Annotated in this window: 27 protein-coding genes; 11 read left to right on the top strand and 16 right to left on the bottom strand. The window is 68.1% G+C overall.

Annotation, left to right across the window (positions count from 1 at the left end; all coding sequences use genetic code 11):
- Positions 1-116: 116 nt before the first annotated feature.
- From FHS96_RS10300 to FHS96_RS10275, 6 genes are all read left to right on the top strand, one after another.
- Positions 117-746 (top strand): DedA family protein, encoded by a 630-nt coding sequence (locus FHS96_RS10300; RefSeq protein ID WP_429591749.1) that lies wholly within the window; start codon positions 117-119, stop codon positions 744-746.
- Complete coding sequence (locus tag FHS96_RS10295; protein ID WP_429590399.1) at positions 743-1,666, top strand: DMT family transporter; 924 nt, start codon at positions 743-745, stop codon at positions 1,664-1,666. The genes FHS96_RS10300 and FHS96_RS10295 overlap by 4 nt, the downstream gene beginning before the upstream one ends.
- A 44-nt stretch (positions 1,667-1,710) precedes the next feature.
- Positions 1,711-2,367, top strand: a complete 657-nt coding sequence (locus FHS96_RS10290) for a sulfite oxidase-like oxidoreductase (RefSeq protein ID WP_429590396.1) — start codon at positions 1,711-1,713, stop codon at positions 2,365-2,367.
- Between the two features lie 68 nt (positions 2,368-2,435).
- The gene (locus FHS96_RS10285; RefSeq protein ID WP_429590393.1) at positions 2,436-3,068 is read left to right on the top strand and encodes a YbhB/YbcL family Raf kinase inhibitor-like protein; all 633 of its coding nucleotides are present in this window, start codon (positions 2,436-2,438) and stop codon (positions 3,066-3,068) included.
- 8 nt (positions 3,069-3,076) lie between these two features.
- Positions 3,077-3,454: a VOC family protein gene (locus tag FHS96_RS10280; protein WP_429590390.1), complete on the top strand. Its 378-nt coding sequence runs from the start codon at positions 3,077-3,079 to the stop codon at positions 3,452-3,454.
- 55 nt (positions 3,455-3,509) lie between these two features.
- Positions 3,510-4,088, top strand: a complete 579-nt coding sequence (locus tag FHS96_RS10275) for a helix-turn-helix transcriptional regulator (protein ID WP_429590387.1) — start codon at positions 3,510-3,512, stop codon at positions 4,086-4,088.
- 30 nt (positions 4,089-4,118) lie between these two features.
- On the opposite strand, the gene FHS96_RS10270 is transcribed toward FHS96_RS10275, so the two are convergent.
- Both FHS96_RS10270 and FHS96_RS10265 read right to left on the bottom strand, forming a co-directional pair.
- Positions 4,119-4,544, bottom strand: coding sequence for a putative quinol monooxygenase (locus FHS96_RS10270; RefSeq protein ID WP_429590384.1), 426 nt, complete (start codon positions 4,542-4,544; stop codon positions 4,119-4,121).
- On the bottom strand, positions 4,541-5,401 hold the full coding sequence (locus tag FHS96_RS10265; protein ID WP_429590381.1) for a VOC family protein: 861 nt from the start codon (positions 5,399-5,401) through the stop codon (positions 4,541-4,543). Before FHS96_RS10265 ends, FHS96_RS10270 begins: the two co-directional genes overlap by 4 nt.
- Before the next feature lie 368 nt (positions 5,402-5,769).
- Here FHS96_RS10265 and FHS96_RS10260 point away from each other — a divergent pair, with 368 nt between their 5' ends.
- Positions 5,770-6,954 carry an MFS transporter gene (locus tag FHS96_RS10260; protein WP_429590378.1) on the top strand — a complete coding sequence of 395 codons (1,185 nt, stop codon included), beginning with the start codon at positions 5,770-5,772 and terminating at the stop codon, positions 6,952-6,954.
- Here FHS96_RS10260 and FHS96_RS10255 read toward each other — a convergent pair whose 3' ends face one another.
- Positions 6,955-7,140: a hypothetical protein gene (locus FHS96_RS10255; RefSeq protein ID WP_429590375.1), complete on the bottom strand. Its 186-nt coding sequence runs from the start codon at positions 7,138-7,140 to the stop codon at positions 6,955-6,957.
- Positions 7,141-7,462: 322 nt separating this feature from the next.
- Here FHS96_RS10255 and FHS96_RS10250 point away from each other — a divergent pair, with 322 nt between their 5' ends.
- Positions 7,463-7,678 (top strand): hypothetical protein, encoded by a 216-nt coding sequence (locus FHS96_RS10250; protein ID WP_429590372.1) that lies wholly within the window; start codon positions 7,463-7,465, stop codon positions 7,676-7,678.
- Between the two features lie 68 nt (positions 7,679-7,746).
- Positions 7,747-8,283 (top strand): Spy/CpxP family protein refolding chaperone, encoded by a 537-nt coding sequence (locus FHS96_RS10245; protein WP_429590369.1) that lies wholly within the window; start codon positions 7,747-7,749, stop codon positions 8,281-8,283.
- Positions 8,284-8,367: 84 nt separating this feature from the next.
- Here the strand turns inward: FHS96_RS10245 and FHS96_RS10240 are convergent, their stop codons facing one another.
- From FHS96_RS10240 to FHS96_RS10205, 8 genes are all read right to left on the bottom strand, one after another.
- On the bottom strand, positions 8,368-9,756 hold the full coding sequence (locus FHS96_RS10240) for a sensor histidine kinase (protein ID WP_429590366.1): 1,389 nt from the start codon (positions 9,754-9,756) through the stop codon (positions 8,368-8,370).
- Positions 9,753-10,472, bottom strand: coding sequence for a response regulator (locus FHS96_RS10235; RefSeq protein WP_429590363.1), 720 nt, complete (start codon positions 10,470-10,472; stop codon positions 9,753-9,755). Before FHS96_RS10235 ends, FHS96_RS10240 begins: the two co-directional genes overlap by 4 nt.
- A 22-nt stretch (positions 10,473-10,494) precedes the next feature.
- Positions 10,495-10,704, bottom strand: coding sequence for a hypothetical protein (locus FHS96_RS10230; protein ID WP_429590360.1), 210 nt, complete (start codon positions 10,702-10,704; stop codon positions 10,495-10,497).
- Between the two features lie 159 nt (positions 10,705-10,863).
- Positions 10,864-11,976, bottom strand: coding sequence for a copper resistance protein B (locus FHS96_RS10225; protein ID WP_429590357.1), 1,113 nt, complete (start codon positions 11,974-11,976; stop codon positions 10,864-10,866).
- Entirely contained in the window at positions 11,973-13,739 is a 1,767-nt protein-coding gene (locus FHS96_RS10220) for a copper resistance system multicopper oxidase (protein ID WP_429590354.1), read from the bottom strand. Before FHS96_RS10220 ends, FHS96_RS10225 begins: the two co-directional genes overlap by 4 nt.
- Positions 13,740-13,788: 49 nt before the next feature.
- The gene (locus FHS96_RS10215) at positions 13,789-14,379 is read right to left on the bottom strand and encodes an RNA polymerase sigma factor (protein WP_429590351.1); all 591 of its coding nucleotides are present in this window, start codon (positions 14,377-14,379) and stop codon (positions 13,789-13,791) included.
- Positions 14,376-14,813 carry a periplasmic heavy metal sensor gene (locus tag FHS96_RS10210; RefSeq protein ID WP_429590348.1) on the bottom strand — a complete coding sequence of 146 codons (438 nt, stop codon included), beginning with the start codon at positions 14,811-14,813 and terminating at the stop codon, positions 14,376-14,378. The genes FHS96_RS10215 and FHS96_RS10210 overlap by 4 nt, the downstream gene beginning before the upstream one ends.
- Complete coding sequence (locus FHS96_RS10205; RefSeq protein WP_429590346.1) at positions 14,810-15,085, bottom strand: hypothetical protein; 276 nt, start codon at positions 15,083-15,085, stop codon at positions 14,810-14,812. Before FHS96_RS10205 ends, FHS96_RS10210 begins: the two co-directional genes overlap by 4 nt.
- Positions 15,086-15,206: 121 nt before the next feature.
- On the opposite strand from FHS96_RS10205, the gene FHS96_RS10200 reads away from it, so the two are divergent.
- Positions 15,207-15,593, top strand: coding sequence for a copper resistance protein CopC (locus FHS96_RS10200; RefSeq protein WP_429590343.1), 387 nt, complete (start codon positions 15,207-15,209; stop codon positions 15,591-15,593).
- Between the two features lie 61 nt (positions 15,594-15,654).
- A complete protein-coding gene (hutC, locus tag FHS96_RS10195; RefSeq protein WP_429590340.1) occupies positions 15,655-16,377 on the top strand; it encodes a histidine utilization transcriptional repressor HutC in 723 nt (240 codons plus the stop codon).
- Positions 16,378-16,428: 51 nt separating this feature from the next.
- On the opposite strand, the gene FHS96_RS10190 is transcribed toward hutC, so the two are convergent.
- The 5 genes from FHS96_RS10190 to FHS96_RS10170 form a co-directional block, all read right to left on the bottom strand.
- Positions 16,429-17,142, bottom strand: coding sequence for a PepSY domain-containing protein (locus FHS96_RS10190; RefSeq protein ID WP_429590338.1), 714 nt, complete (start codon positions 17,140-17,142; stop codon positions 16,429-16,431).
- The gene (locus FHS96_RS10185; protein ID WP_429590335.1) at positions 17,142-17,861 is read right to left on the bottom strand and encodes a PepSY domain-containing protein; all 720 of its coding nucleotides are present in this window, start codon (positions 17,859-17,861) and stop codon (positions 17,142-17,144) included. The genes FHS96_RS10190 and FHS96_RS10185 overlap by 1 nt, the downstream gene beginning before the upstream one ends.
- 1 nt (position 17,862) lies before the next feature.
- Positions 17,863-20,565 carry a TonB-dependent receptor domain-containing protein gene (locus FHS96_RS10180; protein WP_429590332.1) on the bottom strand — a complete coding sequence of 901 codons (2,703 nt, stop codon included), beginning with the start codon at positions 20,563-20,565 and terminating at the stop codon, positions 17,863-17,865.
- A 235-nt stretch (positions 20,566-20,800) separates the two neighbouring features.
- Positions 20,801-21,607: a sialate O-acetylesterase gene (locus tag FHS96_RS10175; protein ID WP_429590329.1), complete on the bottom strand. Its 807-nt coding sequence runs from the start codon at positions 21,605-21,607 to the stop codon at positions 20,801-20,803.
- 10 nt (positions 21,608-21,617) lie between these two features.
- Complete coding sequence (locus FHS96_RS10170; RefSeq protein ID WP_429590326.1) at positions 21,618-24,527, bottom strand: DUF4982 domain-containing protein; 2,910 nt, start codon at positions 24,525-24,527, stop codon at positions 21,618-21,620.
- Positions 24,528-24,545: the final 18 nt, after the last annotated feature.

The raw sequence follows: 24,545 nt of genomic DNA, 5'->3' as shown, positions 1-24,545 counted from the left end.
GCCGCATCGCAACATGCGGATTGCGAAGCGGGGCGATCCCCTGCTAGCGACCGCGACAGTCGCCGGCCTGTTGGGGGGCCATCGGTTCAGACCTGTGTGCCGGATGTGCAATGACCATCATCGAAACGATCCTGGCCGCGGTGGCGGCGTTCATCATCGCGATCATCCGGTTCAGCGGCTATTGGGGCATCATGCTGCTGATGGCGATCGAATCGGCATGCATCCCGCTGCCGTCCGAGATCATCATGCCGTTTGGCGGCTATATGGTTTCGACCGGCGAATTGAACCTGTTCCTGGTGGCGACCGCCGGTGCGATCGGCTGCAACCTGGGTTCGATCCCCGCCTATGAGATCGGCAAGCGTGGTGGCCGCGTCGCGATCGAGCGCTGGGGCCGCTTTCTGCTGCTCGATGTCAAGGATCTGGACTGGGCCGAGCGCTTCTTCGCGAAAATGGGCGGCCCGGCGGTGCTGATCGCGCGCATGCTGCCGATCGTGCGATCGTTCATCGCCTTCCCCGCAGGCATCGCCCGCATGCCGTTGGTACCGTTCCATATCTACACGTTCGTCGGATCCTGGCCGTGGTGCTTCGGACTTGCCTGGGTGGGCATGGTGCTGGGCGACAAGTGGAACACCGATCCGCGCATGCACCAGTTCTTCCATGACTTTCACCTGGCGTTCGCTGCGGTGTTCGTGGCGGCCGGCGCCTGGTACATCTGGCACCGCCTGAAGACGCGCGTCGGCCGGTGACGGTGCGTTCGGGCGGCTGGCGCACGGGCGCGGCCGCCGCCTATGTGATGCTCGGCATCGTGATGCTGCTGTGGGCGGGCAACTCGATCATCGGTCGCGCGGTGCGCAATGACATTCCGCCCTTCACATTGACCTTCGTGCGCTGGACCGGGGCGGTGCTGGTGCTGCTGCCCTTCGCCGCCCGCCACCTGATCGCCGAGCGGCGCGCGATCCTTGCCGCATGGCGGCCGATCCTGCTGCTGGCGGCAACCGGCGTTATCGCGTTCAACGCGCTGCTCTACACCGCGCTCCACCACACCACCGCCACCAACGGCCTGCTCATCCAGGCGGCGATTCCCGCCTTCGTGTTGCTGTTCGACCGGATCGCGTTCGGCACGCGCCCGGCAGCCGCCGCAGTGGCCGGGGTGGCAATCTCGATGGTCGGTGTCGCCACCATCGTCTTCCGGGGTGACCTGCACGCGATCGGCAGCTTCCGCTTCGCAACCGGCGACCTGCTGGTGCTCGCCGCGGTGGTCGCCTGGGCGGTCTACACCATCGCTCTGCGGCTGCGGCCGGCGATCCATCCGCTGAGCCTGCTCGCCACCACCTTCATGATCGGCGCGGTGGCGATGCTGCCGCTGGCGCTGACCGAATGGCAGCGCATCATCGCGATCGAGGCGCGGCCAGGCGTCATTGCCGCCTTCGCCTATGTCGCCGTGCTCCCCTCTGTGGTTGCCTTCTTCCTCTACAACGCCGCGGTCGATGCGCTGGGGCCGGCACGACCGGGGCAGGCGATCACGTTGATGCCCCTGTTCGGAGCGCTGCTCGCCGCCCCCCTGCTGGGTGAGGACCTGCATGGCTATCACCTCGCGGGCATGGCCCTTATCCTTTCCGGCATCCTCGTTACCGCGATACTCGGCCAGCGACCCGGGTCTGGCTGACCGCCGACCGCTGGGATAGAAAGGCCGCTCGCGAGGGACCGCCCATGGCCGATGACGACCTGCCTGAGGACAGCAAGCTTACTCGCTCCAAGCGGCGCTGGGCGGAGGACGGCAAGTTCCTGACCGGCCACCACGCTCACCCGGCAACCGACCGTCTGCCGCCGGGCCAGCATCTCGTGCGCGACTGGCCGGTGCTCGATCTCGGGGCCCAGCCGGACGTATCCACGGATCGCTGGCGGCTGAAGGTGGGCGGGCTGGTGGCCCGGCCGGTGACGCTAGACTGGGCGGCGCTGATGGCGCTGCCACAGACCGCGCTGCGATCCGACATCCACTGCGTGACGACCTGGTCGCGCTACGACAATGACTGGACGGGGGTGCTGACCCGCGACCTGCTCGATCTGGTCGAGCCGCGCGACGAGGCAGCCTTCGTCATGCTGCACGGCTATGACGGCTATACCACCAATGTGCCGCTCGCCGACTTCGCCACGCCTCAGGCGATGCTGGCGCACAGCTGGCAGGGCAAGCCGCTGGAGCGCGCGCATGGCGGGCCGGTGCGGCTGGTGATCCCGCATCTCTATTTCTGGAAGAGCGCCAAATGGTTGCGCGGGATCGACGTCCTCGGCGCCGACAAGCCGGGATTCTGGGAGCAGAACGGTTATCATATGCGCGGCGACCCGTGGGGCGAGGAGCGCTACGGCTGATCCGGCGCGCGGCGGGACGCGGACACAACCGCGCCCGCGCACGTTGACGGTCAGCAAGGAGGAGGCCGATGCTTGAACATGTGCCGGGGTGGCTCGGCGGATTGCTGCGCAACATTCGCGCAGGCCACGCGAAGCTGGTGATCGTCGATCCGGACCTGCAACTGGGCAACGCCGTGATCGACCTTTCCAGCCCCGCCTTCGCCAACCAGGCGCGGTTGCCGGTGCGCTTCACCGCCGATGGCGAAGGCGTGTCGCCGCCCCTGGTCTGGGGTCCGCTGCCTGAAGGCACGATGAGCCTTGCGCTGATCGTCGAGGATCCCGACGCGCCCGCCCCCAGCCCGCTCGTCCACGGCATCGTCTGGGGCCTGCCCGCCGACGAGCACCGGCTGGCCGAAGGCGCGATCGCCCCCGATGGCGACGGTGAGCAGGATGGCCGCGACGTCGGCCGAAATTCCTATTTCGGCGAAGGCTGGCTGCCGCCCGATCCTCCGACCGGCCATGGCAATCACGACTATGTGTTCCAGCTCTTCGCGCTGGCGACAGCCCCGGACATCGGCAGCAATCCCGGTCGCAGCGGGCTGGTGAAGGCGATGCGCGGCAACATATTGGCCGCCGGCATGCTGGTGGGCACTTATTCCCGCGGCGAGGATGCGGAACTGAGGCGGAGCGAGACGGCCGGCGCGCGCATCGCGCCGGCCTGAGACGCGCGATGATCCATCACGTCTCACTCGGCACCAACGATATCGTTGCAGCGCGGGCATTTTACGACCCGATCATGGCGCTGCTCGGCTTTCGCATGTTGAAGCATGACGCAGGCGCCGCGCATTACGGGATCGGCGAAATCCAGTTCAGCATCGCCAGGCCGGATGACGGTGCAGCAGCCGGTTCCAGCAACGGGGTGCATATCGCATTTCAGGCGGTGGATCGCCCGATGGTGCAGGCGTTCCACAAACTGGCACTCGCGCATGGCGGCAGCAATGCTGGCGCGCCGGCCGTGCGTGAACGCTATGATCCGCATTATTATGCGGCTTTCGTGACCGACCCCGATGGCAACAAGATCGAGGCGCTGACCTTCTCGTCGAACTGATCCCGCCGCCAACGAACCGGTCGCGAGAACCGCGCCCAACGGCTAGAATGGCGGCATGATCGCGCAACCAGCAAAGGACGATGCCCTGCCGGGCACCTTGGCGATGGGCCCGGCGCTTCGCCGCTGGCGGGCGTTGCATCGGGTGAAGCAGGCGCATGCGGCGGAACTGTTCGGCGTCGCGCAATCGACGATCTCGCGCTGGGAAGCAGGTGCGCAGGCGATGGAGCCGGCGGAGCATGCCAAGGTTGCGGCGGTGGTCGCGGCGCGGCTCGATGCCGCGGCGGATCGCGTGCTGGCACAGCTCGTCAGCGAAAGCCCGCGGCCGGTGCACCTGGTCTGCGACCTCACCCACAAGCTTCTCGCGCTGTCGCCATCGCGCGCCGCGGGGTTCGGCTGTCCGCCCGAAACGCTGATCGGGCGATCGCTGTGGCCTTTCGCCACAGATGCGCTGCGCGCGATGGAGGCGCGGCTGGCCGATCTCGGCTGGCATGACGGCCCCGGCCCCGCACCCGTTGAGTTCCAGACCGGCGCCAACCGATCGACGCTGGTGCCGGTGCGGCACAGCCTGTGCCGCTGGACGCGCATCCTGCTGTCCGACGGCACCGCCGCGCGGATCGTCGAGACGCTCGCCTGATCAGGCCGGCATCCGGACCCCGGTTTCGGATCAACGCGAAGCGGGCGCAGCGTTACCGAGGATCGCCAAATGGGTCACCGTCACGCCGCCTTCGGCCAGATCCGGCAGCTTCGCGAACCAGGCCTGCACATGCGGCGTGGCGTTGTGCGCCTTGAAATCGGCCTCGCTCACGAAAACCTCGTAGAAGAGGAAATGGCCAGGGGCGGCGCGGTCCTCGTGCAGGAAATAGAGCAGGTTGTTGGGCTCGGCGCGGACCGCAGAGACCAGCGGCAGGGTTGCCGCGCGCAACGCCGCCTCCTTCCCCGGCTTCGCGCGCACCTCCGCGACGACGGCATAGGCGCCGGCCGGGATATCCGCGTAACGCACGCCGTCATGCTCACGCGCGACGGCGGGGGCCATACCGGCAGCGGCGAGCGACACCGCCATCGCCAGGCGGATGACGTGCCGGCGGATCATCGCGGCAGCGCCGCGAGCATGCGGCGCCGCGCCTCCAGCGCGGCCGCGAAAGTGCGCTTGACCGGGCCGAGCGCCTGCACGAATTCGAGCTGCTCTCCCTCGCAGCCCTTGCAGTAGATCAGCCGCCATCCTTCCGACTTGCCCTCGGTGATCGGGTTCGAGTTCGCTTCCAGCGGCGCCGCGCGCCGTTCCGCTTCGGTGCGGACGGTCAGCACGCGGTTGGCGCGAACCTGCGGCATGCCACGCCGGGCCGATTCCGTTTCGAGATCGCGGATGAAGGCGTTGAAATCGACATCGTCGCGAATGTGGAAGCAGATGTGCATCATCCGCGGAAAGGCAGGACTCATATGGTCGAGCGGCTCGGCGAAGCTGTTCGGGCCGCCCAGCGGCTGATCCGCATCGCGATATTGCAGCAGTTCGATCACGACATTGTCGAACTGGACGAAGCGGACATCGAGCCGCTGCGCGCCACCGCGCAGATCGGGCACGCCGATCGTGCGCGGATTGACGTGACGCTCGCCGGCCAGGATCTCCTGATCGGTCAGCAGCGTGTTGTGGATGCGCTCGCCCTGGAAATCGCCGTCGCGCATCACCTCGTTGCCGCCGAGCACCTCGGTATAGAATTCGAAGGCGCGTTCCATGTTCTGCACGGTGAGCCCGAAATGCTGGACGCCCTGCAGCCGCGCACCGACCGAGCCGCGCACCAGCCCGCCGGAGCCTGTGGCCGGTGCCCCTTGCGCCGCGGCGGGCGCGGCCGTCGCCGCTGCCATGCCGGTCAGCACCGCCGATCCAGCGGCGGCGCGCAGCAGATCGCGCCGCTCCAGATCGACGGCATCGGGTGTCCTGGGCTCGCTCATCCTCGCTCTCCATACTGCTGGGGGGTGCCCCGACCCGCGGGGAAGGGGGCGGACGCGGGCCGGGGCTGTCGGCGACCGATAGGCGGGTCGGTGCGCGACATCGGGACTGGCAAGGATTCGGCACGCCGGGTGACGGCGTGCAGTCTGCTTTCACGTCGCATCGCTTCCGCCTCCCTGCCCGTATCACCTTCCCGCCGAATCCGGTTCCCGCCTTCCGATCGCCTTTCGCGCGCAGATTCGCTCCGCCCCTGTCTCCGCCATGCTCCCTCGCAGGCAGGCCGCCAGCCAGTTAGAAGTGGTAAAAGATGGGGAACCGGCGGCGCATAGCTTATGCGTTGCGCGGGCCCGCCGCGCGGCTAAGCAACGCCATGGCCATCGCCTTGCCCCGTCATGCCGGCAGCGTACTGCTGATCGTTTCGGCGACCGTGCTCGGTCTCGCCGGAACCGACCTCGTGCTGCCCGCCGTGCCTGCTCTGCCGACGATGCTGGGCGGCGATGCGGCAAGCGCCCAGCTCGTGCTGGCCAGCTACACCACAGGAACCGCGGGCGGGCTGATGCTGTTCGGGGAGCTTGGCGCGCGGTTCGACCAGCGCCGGCTGCTCGCCGGATCGTTGCTGGCGTTCGCGCTGGTTTCGCTGCTGTGCCGGTGGGTCGAGGCGATCGAGGCGCTGATCGCGCTGCGCGTATTGCAAGGCGCGACGGGCGCCGCGGCGGCGGTGTTCGCGCCGGGGCTGCTGCGGCGGCTGTTCGACGATGGCGGCGCGGTGCGCGCGCTCGGCCTGCTGGGCAGCGTGGAAGCGATGGCGCCCGCGCTGGCGCCGGTGGCTGGGCTGTGGCTGCTGCGGCTCGGCGGCTGGCAGGCCTCGTTCGACCTGCTCGCGCTGCTCGGCCTGCTGCTCGCCGCCATCGTGTGGCAACTGCGCCGGCGGCTGCCGCTGCCGCCACCGGTCGCGCGCGGCACCGGCGGCTATCACCGGCTGATCGTCGATCGGGTGTTCCTGCGCTATGCGCTGAGCCATGCCTGCACATTGGGCGGGCTGCTGATTTTCGTGTTCGGCGCGCCGACGGTGTTCGTCACCACGCTCGGCGGCAGCATCACCGACTTCATCATCATGCAGATCGGCGGCGTCGCCGGATTCGCGATCATCTCCAACCTCGCCGGCCATATCGCGCAGCGCTTCGGCGCCGAGCGGACGATCATGGCGGGAACGGCGCTGTCGGCAGCGGGAACCGCAGCGATGCTCACCTATGCGCTGGCGGGCGGCGCGACGCCGCTGGCGGTCGCAGCGATCTTCCTCTCGGTCAATGTCGGGCTCGGCCTGCGCGGACCGCCGGGGTTCCACCGCGCGATCGTGGCGGCGCACGGCGACGATGCCCGTGGCGCGGCGCTGGCGGTGGTGGCGATCCTGCTGACCACATCGCTCGGCACCGCCGCAGTCGCGCCGTTCATCACCGGCGGGCTGGTGCCGCTGGCGCTCGGCGCCTTCCTCGTCGCGGGATCGGGCGTACTGCTGCTCGCCTTGTTGCCGCCATTGGTGGACCGGCCGGACTGATCAGCCGCGGCGCTGCTCCACCTCCCGCGCGCGGGTCGCCAGCGCCAGCCAGCTCTGCGCGGCCTGCCGATACTTGTCCTTGAGATGCGGCAGCCGCGTGGCCGCGGCCAATACTTCCTGCTCACGCGCACGCGCTTCGTAGATCCCGCTGGGCTCGAGCGACAAGGGCGGTCGACGCTTCGGCACGAACTGTCCCCTCTGCGATGCTGCATCCATAAATTTATGGATGTCAGGGGCGGATGGGCAGCGGGTCTTTGGTCCAAAATGGGCGTTTCCCAGCATCCGCCCTGCGGATCGCCCGCCTGTGATGCGGTTGTGCTGCGGGTCACAGATCGTTGCGTATCCGTCCCTATGCTGATCGCGCCGTGTCCTGCTCGATATGGCAGACCCGGCGGGTGCGTATCATCCCGCCGGGTCCTTCCGGCGCCACCGCGCGCCTGAAATCCGGCAGCAACAGAGCAGCCGCACACCCGCCGCATCCCAAGTCCGCATCGAAAGGAACCGGATGATGCAGCGCGATCGCAGACCGAAATGCCATCTGGGCGGGCACCGCCCCGCCCCTGAGCGCAACCTTGCCGACGACGTGCTGCGATCGACCTGCGCGGATTGCGGGTGCGACATCTTCCGCACGTACAAGGATCGCCGCTGGGTGTTCTCCGGCATGCTGGGCGCCACGCCGCCCGCCGCGCGCGGGACATCTGCGGGCAATATCGCCCGTGCATGAAACGGCCTGCAGCGGATGACGGCAAACAATGCCCACCCGCCGCGGGATGAAGCCAAAAGGGGAACGAAATGATGAAGAAGATCGTGGCGGCTTGCCTTGCGCTGACCGCCAGCATCGGTGTCGCGCAACCGCCGCAATCGCCACCGTCGCCGGGTGGCCCGCCGCAGCGCGATGCCGCACACGACGCGACGATGAAGGCGCGCGCCGCCGACGATATCGCGCTGCTGCTCGACCTGAAACCGGCACAGCGCCCGGCGCTGAACACCTATCTGGCCACCGGCCCGGGCTTCGGCCCGCCGATGCCCGCGAAACCACCCGTCGACCGGCTGGTGCGTCCCGGTGAGCCAGGGTTCATCGAACGGCTCGACGCGATGGAAAAGCAGATCGCGGCCGAGGACAGCCGCCGCCGCGCCGGCATCGTCGCGGCGCGCAGCTTCTACGGCCAGCTCGACGCGCGGCAGAAGCAGTTGTTCGAGGCTCTGGAGCGCGTGCGCCACGCGCCACCGCCGCGCCCGCAGATGATCATGCGCCTGCATCATGGCGGCCCCGGCGGTCCGGATATGCCGCCTCCCCCACCGCCGATGCCGGACGGCGCCAGCGAATAAGCCCGGAACGGGTCGCGGGAGCGGGGGTGCGCATTTCAGTGCGTGCCCCCCTTTCCTTTGCGATGTGCCCCCGGACCGACCGGTTCAGCGCGGCAAGGCCAGCCGCGCGACCAGACCGCCGCCGCCGCGGTTGGAAAGGATGACATCGCCGCCATGCGCGCGCGCCACCGCACGTGCGCTGGCGAGGCCGAGGCCGGCCCCGCCGGTCGCGCGGTTGCGGGATTGCTCCATGCGAAAGAAAGGCTGGAAGACGCGCTCGAGCATGTCGGGCGGCAAGCCGGGACCGCGATCACTGACCAGCACCCACGCCTCCGCCGGATCCGCCCCCAGTTCGACCTCGGCGCCACCCGCATAGGCCACGGCGTTGCCGACGAGGTTGCCGACCACCGATTTCAGGCCTGGCCGATCGCCATCGATCACCAGTGCGTCGCCGGGCATCAGCGTCACCGCATCGCCCCGGTCCGCGAAACCATCGGTGACGCTTTCGACCAGCGAGCGCAGGTCGAGCCGCTGGCGGCTGATCGGCGCGGAGAGATCGCGCATGAAGCCGAGAACCGCCGCGATCATCGCCTCCATGTCGCGAATGTCGTTCTCGGTGGCGGCGCGCAGCGGTTCGGGCGCGGCTTCGAGGCGCAGCGAAAGGCGCATCAGCGGCGTGCGCAGATCATGCGCGATCGCCGCGGTCAGCATCGAGCGATCGTCGACATAGCGCTGCAGCCGCGCCTGCATCTCGTTGAAGGCGGCCGCAGCACCGGCGATCTCGGGCGGACCTTCCACCTCCAGCGGCGGCGCACGCGGATCGCGCCCCAGCCGGTCGGCGGCGCGCGCGAATAGCGCGATCGGCCGCGCCAGCCGGCGCGAGAGGATCCAGGCGATCGGCGCCATCGCGAGGGTAGCGGCGACGAGCCACATCAGGGCGCGCCAGCGCCAGAAATCGACGCTGCCGGATCGCGCCGGGCGCGCCGAGCGCCAATTGCCATCCGGCAAGCGCAGCGAAGCGGTGAAATCGCCGAACAGCAGCTCGGCACGTGCATCATGCGGGCCGATGCGCGCGTGCAGCACATCGCCGCCGAGGCCGCCGCCCGGCGGACCTTCGAACACCATCGGCATCGGGCCGGGCGGGCCATTCTGGATCAGCCGAATGCGCGGCCGATCGCGGCGCAGCACGATGCGCTCCTCCGACACACCCAGCCGGCGCGCGAGATGCGCCTGCATATCGGCAAGGCGCGGCGTCAGCCCTTCGGGCGGCACCGGTTCCGGCGCCTTGATCGACACGACCATCGCGCCGCTTGCATCGCGGCCGCTGCGCAGCACCGCCGCCACCTGATCGAGCGTGAAGATGCGCGGTTCGGGCGGCGGCAGCAGGAAGACGAGGAGGATGCTGAGCAACTGAACGGCGGCGACGCCGCCCAGCATCCAGGCGAAGATGCGCAGGAACAGCGGGGCGTCGCGGCGCCACGGCCGCAAGGTCATGCCGAGCGCACCTGCGGGCAGAACAGATATCCCTCGTTACGGACGGTGCGGATGATCTCGTCGCTCTGCGCCTTGAGCTTGCGGCGCAGCCGGCTGACCTGGACGTCGATCGCGCGATCGAATGCGTCGCTGTCAGGCCCGCGCGCGGCTTCGAGCAGCGCCTCGCGGGTCAGCACGCGGCGCGGCCGTTCGACGAAGGCGCGGAGCACCGCGAACTCGCCGTCGGTCAGGTCGACGAGGACGCCGTCGGGGTCGGTCAGTTCATGGCTGGCGAGATCGATGCGCCAGCCGGCGAAGCCCAGCACGCGATGCTGTTCCTGCGTGACCGCGCTGCGTCGCTGGCGGAGCGCCGCGCGGACATGCGCCAGAATCTCGCGCGGGCTGCACGGCTTGCTGAGATAATGGCCGGCGCCCAGTTCGAGGCCGAGGATCCGGTCCGGCTCATCCCCCAGCGCGCTCAGCATGATCACCGCCGGCCCCTGCTCCTGCGTCAACCGACGGCAGATCGAGAGCCCGTCCTCACCGGGCATCATGACGTCGAGCAGCACGAGATCGATGCCCGCCTGCGCGAGGATGCGATCCATTTCGCGCGCGCCAGCGGCGGTGTGGACGCGATAGCCCTGATTGTTGAGGCTGTTCGCCAGCAGCACGCGGATTTCGGGATCGTCATCGACGATCAGGATATCCGCCACCGCGTCGTTCACTGCCTCGCTCATCCTGGGGCCTCTCATCCGCGCGTCACCCTGTAGCATGGCGGACGGCCATGGTATCCACCGCGGTTTCGACATGCTGGAGGATGCGATCGAGCCGGTCGGCGGCGCGGTGATCGCCGACGCGAACGGCCGCGACCATCGCTTCGTGGACGATCGCGATCGCATCCACGCCATGCGCCGCAAGCAGCGCGTCTGCCTCTCGCAGGGCGGCGAAGGGGCGCAAGGAAGTCAGCATCATGGGCGCTCCAAGGGGAAGACATCCCCCTCTTGCCGCCGCTGATGCCGGTGATTCGTTTCTGGGGGATGTCCGGCGCCGCGGCTCACCCGCAGAAGCGACTGCCGCCCCTGCCGAGCGCTACCTGCCGGACAACAGCATGCGCGCGGCAGCGGACGATTAGAACCAGGCCCTGATGCCCGCCACGAAGGCGAAACCGCCGGTCCCTTCCCCGGCGGCGCGGGCGAGGCGGGCGGTGTCGCCCAGCTTGCGTTCCCACGACACACCGATATAGGGCGCGAACTCGCGGACGATCTCATAGCGCAGGCGCAGGCCGAGCTCGGCATCGGTCACGCCTGAACCCAGCCCATTCTCCGGTACGTCCTGCGCCGAGACATTCACCTCGGCGCGCGGCTGAACGATCAGGCGCTGGGTGACGCGCTGGTCATAATAGCCCTCAAGCCGGGCGAGCAGATCGCCCTTGTTCGAGAGGAACAGCGCGCCTTCCAGTTCGAACCAGTAAGGCGCCAGCCCCTCGAACCCAAAAGTCGCATAGGTGCGCGCGGGGGTGGGGCGGATATCCTGGCGGACGCCGGCCTGCAGGTTGAAATAGGGGCCGATCGCGCGGCTGTAGAGGACCTGGACCTCGGCGGCGCCCACACCCTCACCGAAGCCGCCCTCGCCTTCGGTCTTCACCGTCAGCCGGTTGATGTCGCCACCGAACCAGGCCTCACCCTCCCACCGATAGCCATCCCGCCCGTTGCGCACCTGCAGTTCGGCAAGATCGAGCATGACCATCGAGAAACTGCCGCCGCCATGTTCGCGCATCAGCAGATCGCGCGACGGCGTCATCGCCGCCTGCCCCCAGATGCGATCGGCATAGTTCACCACGGGCGCCTCGGGCGCCGGCGCATTGCCCGCGGGCAGCGCGGTGCCGGTGCCCGCATCGGGCGCGGCCGGCTTCGGCGTGCAATGCCCCATCGCGGCGTGTTCCGGCGGACAGGCGGGGTCCGTCTCCGCCGGCTTCAGCGGCGGTGCGGCGGCGGGCTTCGGGGTGCAATGCCCCATCTCGGCATGTTCGGGCGGGCAGGACGGATCGATCGCCGCCGGTGGCGGTGGCGGTGGCGGTGGCGGTGGCGCCGGTTCGGCGGACTTGGGCGTGCAATGGCCCATCGCGGCATGTTCCGGCGGGCAGGACGGATCGGTCGCCGGTGCAGGTGCGGAAGGCGTCTGGGCATGCGCCGGGGCAGCGAAGGCGATCATCGCGCCGGCGGCGAGCAGGAGGCGCTTCATGCCGCGTCTCCCTCGCGCGGCCGGACGGTCACGACCTGCATCATCCCGGCATGCATGTGGTAGAGCAGGTGGCAGTGGAACGCCCAATCGCCCACCGCATCGGTGGTCACGTCGAAGGTCACCGTGCCGCCGGGCTGGACCTGCACGGTGTGCTTGCGCGGCGCATGATCGCCATGGCCGGTGACCAGTTCGAAGAAATGCCCGTGGAGATGGATGGGGTGGCCCATCATCGTGTCGTTGACCAGCGTCACGCGCACCCGTTCATCCTTGAGGAACGGGATCGGCTTCTTCACCTCGGACAGTTTCTGCCCGTCGAACGCCCACATATAGCGTTCCATGTTGCCGGTAAGGTGGATGCGCATCTCGCGATCGGGCGCGCGCGGATCAGGGTTGCGATCGACCGCGACCAGATCGCTGTAGACCAGCACCTTGTGGCCGACACCGTCGAGCCCCTGCCCCGGTTCGCCGGTGCGATCGACCGGCATCGGCGATACGGTCTGGACCGTCGGCGTCTTCTTCACCTCCGGCGCATTGGAGAAATCGCGCATCGAATGCGACATCGCGCCGCCGCCGGGCGTGCAATGCCCCATCGCGGCATGTTCGGGTGCGCAGGCGCCATCGCCGCCGTGGCCGCCGCCGTGGCCCATCGCCCCCATGCCCATATCCTTCATGTCGGCGATCGGGCGGCGACGCAGCGGCGGAACCGCTGCCGCCATCCCGGCGCGCGGCGCCAAGGTGGCGCGCGCCATGCCGGAGCGGTCGACGGTTTCGGCGACCAGCGTATAGGCACGGTCGTCCGCAGGCTCGACGATGATGTCATAGGTCTCGGCAACCGCGATTTGCAGCTCGTCGACCGTCACCGGCCGCACGGCCAGCCCGTCCGACTGAACGATGGTGAGCTTCAGACCGGGGATGCGCAGGTTGAAGGTCGTCATCGCCGACGCATTGATCATCCGCAGCCGCACGCGTTCGCCGGGCGTGAACAGGGCCGTCCAATTGTCCTGCGGGCCGTGGCCGTTGACGAGGTAGGTGTAGGTGCTGCCGGTCACGTCCGACACGTCGGTGGGGTCCATGCGCATCGCGCCCCACTCCATCCGCTCCTTCTGCGACTGGTCCCTGCCCGCCAGCAGGCCGGACAGCGTCTGCTTCTGATAGTTGAAATAGCCGCCCATCTGCTTGAGCTTGCGGAAGATGGTGTGCGGGTGGAGCGGGCTGTGATCGGACAGCACGATCACATGTTCGCGATCCGACCGGATCGGATCCTCACCCGCGGGGTCGATCACGATCGGGCCGTAATGACCCATCTGCTCCTGCAGCCCCGAATGGCTGTGATACCAGTAGGTGCCGGACTGGACGATCGGGAATTCGTAGGTGAAGCTGGAGCGCGGCTTGATGCCGGGGAAGCTGAGGCCGGGCACGCCATCCATGTGGAACGGCAGCAGCAGGCCGTGCCAGTGGATCGAGCTGTCCTCGTCGAGCGCGTTTTCCACATGCAGCCGCACCGTCTGCCCTTCGCGCAGGCGGATCAGCGGCGCGGGGATCGTGCCGTTTACGGCAATGCCATGGCTCTCGCGCCCGTCGATCCGACGCATCATGTGCGCGATGCGCAATGTGATCTCCGTGCCGGACACGACCGGCAGCGGGCGGACGATGCCCGCAGACACGGGCTGCGCCCAGGCGGGAAACCAGGGCGCGAGCGCGGCGGTGCCGCCGAGCGCAACGGTGCCGCGCAACAGCGCGCGGCGATCGATCGGATTGGTCATCATGTCCCTGGGAAAGAGAGGGGTCGATCGTGATACGCGGCGGTGGGGATCATCCCTTGGCCCCGCGTGCCGGAAAATCGACGCGGTCGAGATCCGCCTTCAGCCGCTGGCGCGCGCGATAGAGCCGCGTCTCGACGGTCTTCTCGCTGACGCCGAGTGCCTCTGCCGCTTCGGCCTGCGAGAGCCCTTCGATCGCGCGCAGCACGAGGGTTTCGCGCAGATTGCCGGGCAGGCGGCCGATCGCGGTGTTGACCCGCGCCAGTTCCGCGCGATCGCCAACCGCATTGTCGATCGCGGGCACATCGTCCGGAATCTCGATCGCGTCATCGGGCAGCACCGCCGAAATCAGGCGGCGCACGATCCGCCGCCGCCGCCAGTCGCGCGCCTTGTTCACTGCGATGCGGGCGAGCCAGGCGCGCATCGGCCGCGCCGGATCGAAGCGCGGCAGAGCAGCGTGGGCGGCGATGAAGGCTTCCTGGACGATATCCACCGCTTCATCCTCATCGTCGATCAGGCGGGCGACCAGCCGGTGCAGCGCCTGCTTATGGCGCATCACCAAAGCGCCGAACGCGGCCTTCTGCCCGCCACAGGCGAGCACGGCCAGTTCCCCGTCCGACCGATCGGCGAGGCCGCAGTTCACCGCGCGTCTTCGGTAAGCGCCTTGGTGACCTCGGCGTCGAAACGCGCGGTCTGGTCGGGGTGGAGAAGCCGGCGCATCGCGAAGACGTGCGCGAGGGTTTCCTTCTGGAGATCGCCCATCGTGCGGTGCGAGGCATCGACCGCTGCGGAGACCTGTGGGCCGATGCGATGTTCCGCGGCGATCGCCTGCGCGAGACGCACATTCTCCGCGCGCATCGCCGCTTCCAACGCCCGGCGCCGATCGGCGAAACCCGCTTCCAGCGCGTGGATCTTGCGATCCTGTTCGGGGTCGAGCGCGAGCTGCTCATGCAGCACGTCGTGCAGCTCATAGGTCTTGGCGGGCGTAGCCGGGATGAAATGCCGGCCGATCAGCACGCCGGCAAACGCCGCCACGAACACGATCAGCGCGGTGAGCGCCAACTGACGCGCGTTCATTGGGATCCGAGCAGCAGGCTGGACGGTGCGAGCGGGCTCGGCGCGCCGAATGGCGCCAAGGTCGCCGCGCGCGCTTCCCCGGTCGGCACCGTATTGCTCATCACCCCAAGCGCCAGCGCGAACATCGCCGCGCCCAATGTGGTGCCCAGCGCCAGCGCCGGCTTCGGCCGCGCGCCGATCCGCGCCAGCACGCGATCCTCCAGCCCGTTCAGGTCCGGATGCGTATCCTGCGCGCCGATGCGCGCCAGCGCCTGGTCGATATCCGTGTCCATCGTCCGTCTTTCCGTCCATCCCATCTCATACGCGGGCACGGGCGCCACCCCTCAGCGAATATCGGCGAGGGGCGCCACCATTCGATGCGTATAGCCGATACAGCTTTCGCAGGAGACCCCAATGACGTTACGCGCCCCGATCACTGCCGCCCTGCTCGCGGCCGCTACGCTGGCGCCCGCCGCCGCCATCGCCCAGCCCCGGCTGGTCGCGGCGACGCCCGCGGCGAACGCGGCGGTGGCGCGCACCGCATCGGTAACGCTCAATTTCAGCGAGCGCCTGACCCCGGGCCAGTCGACCGCGACGCTGGTGATGACGGGCATGCCCGGCATGGCCAATCATCCCGACATGAAGATGCCGGGCGTCACCGCCAGCGTTTCCAAGGACGGCAAGGCGCTGTTGCTGACCAGCGCGAAGCCGATCCCCGTCGGCACCTATCGGGTGGATTATATCGTGGTCGGCGCAGACAAGCAGCGCATCGCGGGCAAGCATATTTTCTCGATCAAATAAGGTCTTAGCGGGCTGCCGGCGGGTGCTGGCAGTCCGCACCCGATTGTCTATACAGCCGGGCATGGCCGATGCTGAACCCGCCCCGCCCCGCTATCTGGAAATCAAGCGCTCGATTGTCGACGGGCTGAAGTCCGGCCGGCTGAAGGCGGGTGATCGCGTGGCTTCGGAATCCGAGATCGTGGCGCAGTTCGGCGTCTCCCGGATGACCGCGAACCGGGCGCTGCGCGAGCTGCGCGATGCCGGCATCCTCGTACGCCGCGCCGGATCCGGATCCTATGTCGCCGATCCCAAGCCGATCGGCCATATGATCGAGATCCGCAACATCGCCGACGAGGTCCGTTCGCGCGGCCGCACCTATCGGCCACGCGTGTTGAGCAACATGCCGCTGCGCGCCGACGCCACCAGTGCCGCATTGTTGGGCACGCGGGCCGGCACACCGATCTTCCGCAGCGTCATCGTCCATCACGAGGCCGAATTTCCGTTGCAGCTGGAAGAACGGCTGGTGCTGGCCGCCGCCGCGCCAGACTATGTCGATGCCGATTTCACCGTGACGACACCCAACGAATATCTCAGCCGCATCGCCCCGCTGGAACGGGTGGAGCACCGCGTTGCCGCGCGCATGCCAGCGGAAGAGGTCCGCACCTTGCTGGGCATGACCCTGGGCGATCCGGTGCTGGTGATGACGCGGCGGACATGGAGCGGGGGCCGGGTGGTCTCCTACGCGGTGCTGACGCATCCGGCGGACCGATATGAACTGAGCGCGACGTTCGAGGTGGGGGTGTGAAACACCCCATGTCCTCCCCAAGCGAAGCTCGGGGAGGACATCGCCGCCTGTTCAGACCCTCTTCTTCCGTCCCAGCACCCAGCGGAAGTCGGCCTTCCGGAAGCTCTTGAACAGCAGGTAGAAGCCGGTTCCCGACAACCACAGCACGCCGAACGCCACGAAGATGATCAGCGGGTGGTTGAAGCTGCTGCGGCTTACATAATCCATGTTGTGCAGCATCCAGAAGAAGTCCCAGGTCCGCCACGTGTCGCCGCGCGTCACCAGGTGCCGGCCGGTGGTGGCGGAGACATAGGCGCTGGAATGGGCGGCATCGCCGAAGTCAACGCGCCACATCGGCCCGTCATGGTCGCGCGCTTCCAGATTGGCGCGGTCGAGCAAGGTGGCGCCGACCACCGGATCCGAGACGCCGTGCGCGGCGACCGCTTCCGCCAGCGCGCGGTCTATGCGCACCGGTTGGCCAGTGGTCGCATCCACCAGCCGCGTGCCGGCGGCGTCGCTGATCTCGTAGGTCGGCTGACCGGCAAGGTCGCGCAGCGCCAGTGCCTGTACCGGGTGGCCGCCGGTAAGCTTCGCAGGATCGACGAGGCCATCCGTGGCGATGGGCATCACGTGCATCGCGCCGCCGCCATGGCCGCCCACCGCATCGGCGTCGAGCAAGGCCATCATCGATCCGCTGAGCGTCCACAGCACGAACTGCAGCCCAAGCACCAGCCCCACCCATTTGTGGATGCGGCGAAACAGCAGGGGCGAGAACCGGATCGCCATCAGCGCACCACCTTCTTTTTCTTGCGGCGCGGGAAGGACCAGATGAGCAGCCATGCGCCGCTCAGCGCCATTGCGAACGCGCTCCATGTCGCGACGCGCAGCAGCGGGTTGTTGACGTCGGTCCGCGCCTCATAATCCATGATGTGCAGCATCCAGGCGAAGTCGAACACGCGCCACCCCAGGTGCCGCTTGGCGAGCAGATCACCGGTGACCGGCGAGATATAGAGCGTCGGACGGGTCCATCCTTCGAACTCCACCTGCCAGTAGGGCGGCTTGCGCCTGCCCATTTCCTGCACCGGTTCGGTGAGGCGCGTGGCAGCGACGATCGGCGCATCACCCGCATAGAGCCGACGCGCGATCCGCTTCACCTCGGGCTCGGTCAGTTCGGGCAGCCGTCCGCCGGTCACCGCGTCGAACGCGACGACGCCGGAGGGCGCGTGCACATGCCAGATCGTCCGATCGAGGCGCTGCTGCAGCCACACCTCGGTCGCCCCTTCCACATTCGCCGCCACCGTCGCCGGCGGGGTGAGCCCTGCGGTCGCCATGGTAGCGGGGGGCGCCGCCTTCACCAGATGGTCGCCGTGGATCGTGTCGATATGGATGACCACCATGTAGAAACCGGTGATCGTCCACAGCACGACCTGCACGCCGACGAACAGCGCCAGCCACTTGTGGATGCGTCGCACCACCAGCGGCCAGCGGATCGCCGCCCGTGCCACCTCAGAACGCCGTGCGGAAGCCGACATAGAAGCGCCGGCGCAGGAGATCATAGGTCATGGTGTCGGTGTTGCCGTCGGTGAAGCTTGGGATGTAGGGCGCCTTCCTATCGAACAGATTATCGACGCCAAGCTGGAAGCGCGTCTGTTCGGTCACCTCGAACGCCACCTGGGCGTTGTGATAGAAGATATTCGGCGTGCGATAGCCGATCGCGGTGGGCGCGGCGTTGAAATCCTGCGCCTTGCCGATCCACTGGGTGGACCAGGTGACGGCGACGCCATCCTGGCTCGCGGTCATCACGCCATAGCCGCGCCATTTGGGATAGCCACCATTGCCGCCGCCGATGCGCCCGTCGAAGATGATCGGCGCGCCGCCCGGGAAGGGATCGACGACATACTCGTTCAGATAGGTGGCGTTGAGATCGACCTGAAGCTGCAGGCGGCCCAGGCTGTGGGCGTAGACCAGCCCGAGATCGAGGCCGTTCATCCGTTCCCGGCCGGTGTTGATCGGCTGGGCGGAGAGATAGGTGACCTCCCCGGTCAGCGGGCTGCGGGTGAAATCGCCGCAGAACGGGTGCGAGAGATTGGCGCTGGCATAGCAGACCGACAGCTTGGTCGAGCCCGGAATGGCTCGGATCGCGCCCGAGATGTCGATGTCGAACCAGTCGGCGGTCAGCGACAGGCCCGGCACGATCCGGCTCGGCTGGATGACGGTGCCGATCGTCCAGCTCTTCGAGGTTTCAGGCCGCAGGTTCTGGTTGCCGCCCACCGTCGTCAGGATGGTGGTGCCGAGCTGGGTGTAGTTGGCGGGCACGCCCGAGGCGCGGCAATTAGCGACCAATGTCGGGTTGGTGCTGGTGCCGTAGCGGCTGCACGGATCGGTGGTGGTGAGGTTGCCTTCCGATACGCCGCCGAACAGCTCGGGCACGTTGGGCACGCGGAAGCCGGTGCCATAGGTACCGCGCATGCGCAGCCCCTCCACGACCATCCAGTCCGCGCTGAACTTGTAGTTCCAGTCGCTGCCGAACAGGTTGTAGTCCGAATAGCGCACCGCGCCGTCGACGGTGAGCGCGCGGATCAGCGGCAGATCCTTCAGCACCGGCACCGAGATTTCGAGATAGGCTTCCTTGGTCTTCACCTTGCCCGAGATCGGCGACTGCTGGTTGGTGTTGGCGATGCCCGCCACGGTCAGCGGATCGGGATTCCGCCAGCCCTTTTCCTCGCGATAGGTGATGCCGCCGGCGAAGGAGACCGCGCCGGCGGGCAGCCGGAACAGATCGCCGTTGAGGTCCGCGGTCAGCGACAGCAGCGAATTGCCGCCGGTATCGCGCGAGGTGAACAGGATATAGTCCAGCGCCTGCGGCGTCAGATCCCCGAAGCCGAGATAATCGGCGCACGGAATGGCGCTGGTGCCGCATTTGGACAAGTCCAGCGAATTGGCGACATTCTGGAGGTTGGCGACATTGGTCGAGCCGTCGACGCCTGTGTTGCGGCCATAGGCGCCGGCCACTTCCCACGCCCAGTCGTTGGCGAGCTTGCCGCGCAGCCCGGCGGTGCCCTGCCAAGTATCGGTGCGCTGGTAGAATTCGCGCGGACCCGGCTCGGCCAGACGACGCTGGACGAGCACGATGTTCTGCCCGGTCGGGTTGGTCGGGTTCGCCGCCGAGATCGCGAGGTTGCGCAGCGTGCCGGGCGTCGCGATCTGATTGGTCTTGCGGTGGGTGTAGAGGAACTCTCCGAACGCCTGGATGCCGTCGGTCAGTTCATAGTCGGCGAACGCCGCGGTGGTGATCCGCTCGATCGGGCTGACCGCATAGAGATAGGGGTTGGAATTGAAGTTATGCCTGGCGGCGCTGTAGGGCTCGAAGAAATCGCCGTCGCCACCGGGCACCTGGTTGAAATTGATCTGCTGGCCGTTGGGCAACACAGCACGGCCGCCGATCGTCGAGGCGCTGTTGACGCAGCTCAGCGCGCCCGGCGTGGTTTCCGCCAGCGAACAGGGTGCGCGCGAGGCCATGTTGACGCCATCGGTCTTCTGCCAAGTCGCCGCGACGAGAATGCCGCCGCGGCTGCCACGCTTGCCGAGCAGCAGATCCACGACATAGTCCGCGCCATCGCCGCGCTCGGTGACGCCGGTGCGGCCGCTGATGCCGATGCCGTCGAAATCGGTGCGGGTGATCAGGTTGACCACGCCCGCCATCGCATCGGCGCCATAGACCGCCGAGGCGCCATCCTTCAGCACATCGGTCCGCGCCAGCGCGACCACCGGGATCATGTTGAGATCGGGCGAGGAGTTCGCCCCCGTGCCGCCTGCGACCAGCCGGCGGTTGTTGAGCAGCACCAATGTGCGCTTGATGCCGAGGCCGCGCAGATTGACCTGCGCAGTGCCATAGCCGTTCCCCGTCCAATAGGCGGAGGTCTGGTTGCCGGCGAAACCGGCGTTGGCCGGCAGGCGCTGCAGCAGCGTCTCGATATTGACGATGCCGGTGCTCTCGATCTGCTCGGCCGAAACGACCGTCGCGGGGCCGACGCCGGCAATGTCCTGCCGGCGGATGCGGCTGCCGGTCACCAGAATGTCGCTGCCGGCCTCGGCGGCGCCGCCGGCTGCATCCTGCGCGGGCTCGGGCGCGGGCGCGCTGGTCTGGGCATAGGCTGGCGCAGCGCCGGCAAACGCGGTGGCGGTGAGCAGAAGGCGTGCGAGCTTCATCATTTTCCCCCGAAACCCTGGTCTGAATGACGCGAAAAAGCATCAAATGTATATACAGGTCAATTCATTATTTTGTTTTAAATCAACGATTTAATCGCAGACTTGCGTGTGCATCCCCGCATCAAATACGCGGCTGGCGCGATCACCCCTCAGAAAATCGCGTGACGCACGCACAGATGCGCCGCCCGCGCGATTGCGGGCGAGGGCCATGGCTTTCCCGCCGAAAATCAGGCCGTCAGCGGCAGCCCTTGCCGATCAGCCCGCGCATCGCCTGCGCGAGCCGGGCCCCCACGACGCGCTGCGCCGCGGTGGTCAGATGGAGATCGTCGGGCAGGAGCGGCTGGCCGCTGGCCTCGATCGTGGCGAGGCATTTGACCGTGCCCGGCAGCGCCGCCTGCGCTTGCTGGACGACGCTCCAGCCGGGGAACTTGTCCTTGCCGTCTTCGATCCGCGGCTTGTCCGCAAGCTGCACCGCGACCACCGGCAGGCGCGGCTGCGCCAGATCGGCGCGCAGCCGCGCGACGACCGCTGTGAAGCTGGGCGACCAGCGCTGCGCGGTATCGACCGCGTGCGCATCCGTTTCGCCCTGATACCAGAGCACGCCGCGCAATTTGCCGCCGACTTCGCGGATGCGCGCGAGGCAGGAGCCGTAGAGCGTGTCCCGCCCGCCGCCGGGGATCCATTGCTTGATCGAGGAGCCGCCCTTGGCGCAGGGGATCAGCAGGATGGGGCGGCCATTGGCCTGCCGCATCGTGCGGGCGAAGAACAGGCCGGGGCCGATCCCCGCCGCACGGTCGGCGGAGATCGGATCGACCTGGCCGGTGGCGTCGTCGACGGGATCGGCCGCAACGCGATGCCGGCCATCATTGCCGTAGAGCCGGATCGCGGGATCGGGGCGGCGCTCGGTCTCGGTCAGTTCCGCCATCGATCCGCGGCCGGACATGTTGGACTGGCCGGCGAGCAGATAGATATCGGGCCCATCCGTCGCCGCCACGCCGAACAGGGCTGCGCCGATCAGCAGCGGCAGGCGGATCCGGATCATGCGCTGTTCCTTACTGTTGCGGCGCGGGTCCGTGGAAATCGGCCTCGACGATGCCCAGCCGCCAGCCGGGCGGGATCTCGTCGGCACCGGTATCGCCCGCCGCCTTGGCATTGTTGAGCTCTACGACCTTGCCGAACCCGTCGCGATCGGCGGTCGGCGCGGTCTGCTGGATGCGCAGCACCCGGCCCTGCGCCGGCGCGAACGCCTGCTCGACATAGCCCAGGCTGCGCGCCGTTTCGCCTTCCCACACCGTCCTCCCGTCGAGCGTGATCCGCAACGGATAGGCGCGCGACCGCCAGCCGACCAGCTTCAATTCGACGCCGCTGAGCGTGACCGGTTCGGCGAAGCGATATTCGACCCAGGCGGTGTCCGGCTTGCCGTCGCTCGTCCAGCGCGACAGTTCATTGTCGTCGATCGAGGCGCCGGCTTCGGCCGGGTTGGAACCGGCGACGACTTGCGCCGGCTGCAGCGTCGAACGGGTGATGCGATAGGAGGCGCCCGCCGGTGTCGGGCCGCGGGTCAGCAGGCCGGGTTGGGCACGCGCCGGGAAGTCGCGCGAAAGGCCCCCGGCCAATGCCGGCGGCGCGACCGTATCGAGCACCAGTTCGGCGGGCGCGAGGCCGGGTGCGGACGCCTTGAGGTGGACCTTGCCGGCGCGGGTGCCGGCGCGCAGCAGCACGCGGTTGACGCCGGCCTCCACCGGCAGGTCGGGCGAGAGGATATGATTGCCCTCCCCCTGTGCGATGCCGCCGCGCCATTCGGCGGGGCCTTCGAGGGTGAAGCGGATGCGGTCCTGCGCGGCCGGCACGCGGCGGCCGCGATCGTCGACCACCTCGACATCGACCAGCGCGATATCGGCGCCATCCATTACGAAGCCGCGCGGGGAAGTGTGCGGCTTCAGGCGCAGCGCGACGGGCTTGCCGACGGTCTCAACCTGGTGTTCCGATTTTCGCCCGTCGGCGGACGTCGAAACCGCGCGTAACGTGCCGGGATGCCACGCCACATCCGGCCAGCGGAACAGGAAGCCGAGACTCTTATCCCCCTTCCCCAGCGAGCGGCCGTTGAGGAACAGTTCGACCGCATCGCCGTTCGAGACCACCGCGATCGGCTTGCGCGTGCCGGCCGGGTAGTTCCAGTGGCCGATGATGTGCGTGGCCGGCGTCTCGGGATCGACCCAGCCGTTCCACATCACCTGATGCGCGTAGAAGCCCTGCTTGGGCAGCCGCACCGCATCCACCTCACCCGAGCGGCGGTAATTATTGTCGCCGCGATAATGGGTGTTGCTGTCGGAGAAAATGATGTTGACCCCGCCCGAACTCACCCGCCGGCCGGTGCCGGGGCGGATGCGGTAATAATCCCACCAGCGCTCGACATCCTCGATCGCGTGGCTGTCCTGGTTGCGGTTGTAGCTGGGTGAATCCTTGTGGAAGGGCGGCGTCCAGTCGTCCTGAAAGGCGCGCGCGCCCTCGTCGCGGCTATATTCGGTCGCCCATAGCGGCTTGCCGCCGCTCTTGTTGATGTAGAGCATCTCGCCGCCATATTCGGCGATCTTGCTGTCGAGCATCTCGCGCGATCCGATCGCGCGGCCGCCGTGCGGGTCATAGCGATCGCGGATGGCCTTCATCTCGGCCATGTGCGCTTCGCTGATGCTCTCATTGCCGCTCTCGTAGAACAGGATCGAGGGGTTGTTGCGGTGGTAGACGATCGACGCCGCCATCACCTCCTTGCGCTGGTCCCAGCGGCGGCCGGTGACGTCACGCTCCGAATCGCCCGCCGGCATCGCCTGCGGCAGGCCGACGCGATCGGCGGACTCCACATCCTGCTTCGAGGGCGCGAGGTGCATCCAGCGCACCATGTTGCCGCCGCTTTCCACCATCAGCGCGTTGGAGAAGTCGCTGATCCAGGGCGGGATCGAGACGCCGACCGCGGGCCATTCGTTGGAGGTGCGCTGGGCATAGCCATGGACCTGCATGACCCGGCCGTTGAGCCGGATCATGCCATTGGTGAAGGCGGTCTGGCGGAAGCCGGTGACGGTATCGACGCTGTCGATCGCCTTGCCGCCGTCGATCAGGCTGGTGGTGACGGTGTAAAGCGCGCCATAGCCCCAGCTCCAGAAATCGAGCCCCGCCGCCCGCGTTTCGGCGGCGAGCATCCGCGTCTCGCCCGCGGCGATCGTCACCGCGCCGCCATCGACGCGACCGACGCGCTTGCCGGTGCGATCGAAGATCTCCACGCGCAGCCCCAGCCTGCGCGGCCGATCGCCGGCGTTGCGGACCTGGGTTTCGCCATGGATCGTCGCCGCATGGCGGGTAAGGTCGAACGCGTCCGCCCAGACATATTGGCCAGTGGTGCCGAGACCGTTGAGCAGGGGCAAGGTCTGATAGGCGGACCCGGTCAGGTGCAGCTTCACGTTGCGGGTGATGCCGCCATAATTGACGTTGAAGTTGCGATCGTTCCACTGGAAGCCGCTGCCGGTCGCGCGTTCCTTGTAGCGCCAGTCATTGTCGACCCGGACAGCGATGACATTGTCGCCGGCAACCAGCGCGTCGCCGATGTCGGCCCCGAAAGCGGTCACGCCATTTTCGGAAAGTGCGACGGCGCGGCCATTGACCCACACCTCCGCCGCCTGTCGCACGCCTTCGAACTCGAGGAAGACGCGGCCGCCCGCAGCGCGTTTCGGCAGCGTGACGTGCTTGCGATACCAGGTGATGCCGGTGGAGAGTTCCTTGATGTCGCGCGCGAACGCCTGCTTCTCGTTGAAAGCATTGGGCAAGGTGACACCGGTCCAGCCCTTGTCGTCCAACTCCGCCTGCTCGGCACCGGCGGCGTCGCCTGTAAACTGCAGCCAGCCGGCGTTAAGGTTGAAGGTCTCGCGTTCGGACGGGCGGCGGGTGGAGGCGTCATGCGCCTGAGCCGGCATGACTGGCAATGCCAGAGC

The sequence above is a fragment of the Sphingomonas zeicaulis genome, from assembly GCF_050433225.1.
Taxonomy (GTDB): domain Bacteria; phylum Pseudomonadota; class Alphaproteobacteria; order Sphingomonadales; family Sphingomonadaceae; genus Sphingomonas_D; species Sphingomonas_D zeicaulis.
Note: the sequence above shows the minus strand (reverse complement) of the source record. Positions and strands in the feature narration are given on the sequence as shown.

Bases quoted from the DNA above. Each gene is read 5' to 3' on its own strand.
- FHS96_RS10290 (WP_429590396.1), top strand. From the start codon at position 1,711: ATGGCCGATGACGACCTGCCTGAGGACAGCAAGCTTACTCGCTCCAAG.
- FHS96_RS10285 (WP_429590393.1), top strand. From the start codon at position 2,436: ATGCTTGAACATGTGCCGGGGTGGCTCGGCGGATTGCTGCGCAACATT.
- FHS96_RS10280 (WP_429590390.1), top strand. From the start codon at position 3,077: ATGATCCATCACGTCTCACTCGGCACCAACGATATCGTTGCAGCGCGG.
- FHS96_RS10275 (WP_429590387.1), top strand. From the start codon at position 3,510: ATGATCGCGCAACCAGCAAAGGACGATGCCCTGCCGGGCACCTTGGCG.
- FHS96_RS10270 (WP_429590384.1), bottom strand. From the start codon at position 4,544: ATGATCCGCCGGCACGTCATCCGCCTGGCGATGGCGGTGTCGCTCGCC.
- FHS96_RS10265 (WP_429590381.1), bottom strand. From the start codon at position 5,401: ATGAGCGAGCCCAGGACACCCGATGCCGTCGATCTGGAGCGGCGCGAT.
- FHS96_RS10260 (WP_429590378.1), top strand. From the start codon at position 5,770: ATGGCCATCGCCTTGCCCCGTCATGCCGGCAGCGTACTGCTGATCGTT.
- FHS96_RS10250 (WP_429590372.1), top strand. From the start codon at position 7,463: ATGCAGCGCGATCGCAGACCGAAATGCCATCTGGGCGGGCACCGCCCC.
- FHS96_RS10245 (WP_429590369.1), top strand. From the start codon at position 7,747: ATGATGAAGAAGATCGTGGCGGCTTGCCTTGCGCTGACCGCCAGCATC.
- FHS96_RS10240 (WP_429590366.1), bottom strand. From the start codon at position 9,756: ATGACCTTGCGGCCGTGGCGCCGCGACGCCCCGCTGTTCCTGCGCATC.
- FHS96_RS10235 (WP_429590363.1), bottom strand. From the start codon at position 10,472: ATGAGCGAGGCAGTGAACGACGCGGTGGCGGATATCCTGATCGTCGAT.
- FHS96_RS10230 (WP_429590360.1), bottom strand. From the start codon at position 10,704: ATGCTGACTTCCTTGCGCCCCTTCGCCGCCCTGCGAGAGGCAGACGCG.
- FHS96_RS10225 (WP_429590357.1), bottom strand. From the start codon at position 11,976: ATGAAGCGCCTCCTGCTCGCCGCCGGCGCGATGATCGCCTTCGCTGCC.
- FHS96_RS10220 (WP_429590354.1), bottom strand. From the start codon at position 13,739: ATGACCAATCCGATCGATCGCCGCGCGCTGTTGCGCGGCACCGTTGCG.
- FHS96_RS10210 (WP_429590348.1), bottom strand. From the start codon at position 14,813: ATGAACGCGCGTCAGTTGGCGCTCACCGCGCTGATCGTGTTCGTGGCG.
- FHS96_RS10205 (WP_429590346.1), bottom strand. From the start codon at position 15,085: ATGGACACGGATATCGACCAGGCGCTGGCGCGCATCGGCGCGCAGGAT.
- FHS96_RS10200 (WP_429590343.1), top strand. From the start codon at position 15,207: ATGACGTTACGCGCCCCGATCACTGCCGCCCTGCTCGCGGCCGCTACG.
- hutC (WP_429590340.1), top strand. From the start codon at position 15,655: ATGGCCGATGCTGAACCCGCCCCGCCCCGCTATCTGGAAATCAAGCGC.
- FHS96_RS10190 (WP_429590338.1), bottom strand. From the start codon at position 17,142: ATGGCGATCCGGTTCTCGCCCCTGCTGTTTCGCCGCATCCACAAATGG.
- FHS96_RS10180 (WP_429590332.1), bottom strand. From the start codon at position 20,565: ATGAAGCTCGCACGCCTTCTGCTCACCGCCACCGCGTTTGCCGGCGCT.
- FHS96_RS10175 (WP_429590329.1), bottom strand. From the start codon at position 21,607: ATGATCCGGATCCGCCTGCCGCTGCTGATCGGCGCAGCCCTGTTCGGC.
- FHS96_RS10170 (WP_429590326.1), bottom strand. From the start codon at position 24,527: ATGCCGGCTCAGGCGCATGACGCCTCCACCCGCCGCCCGTCCGAACGC.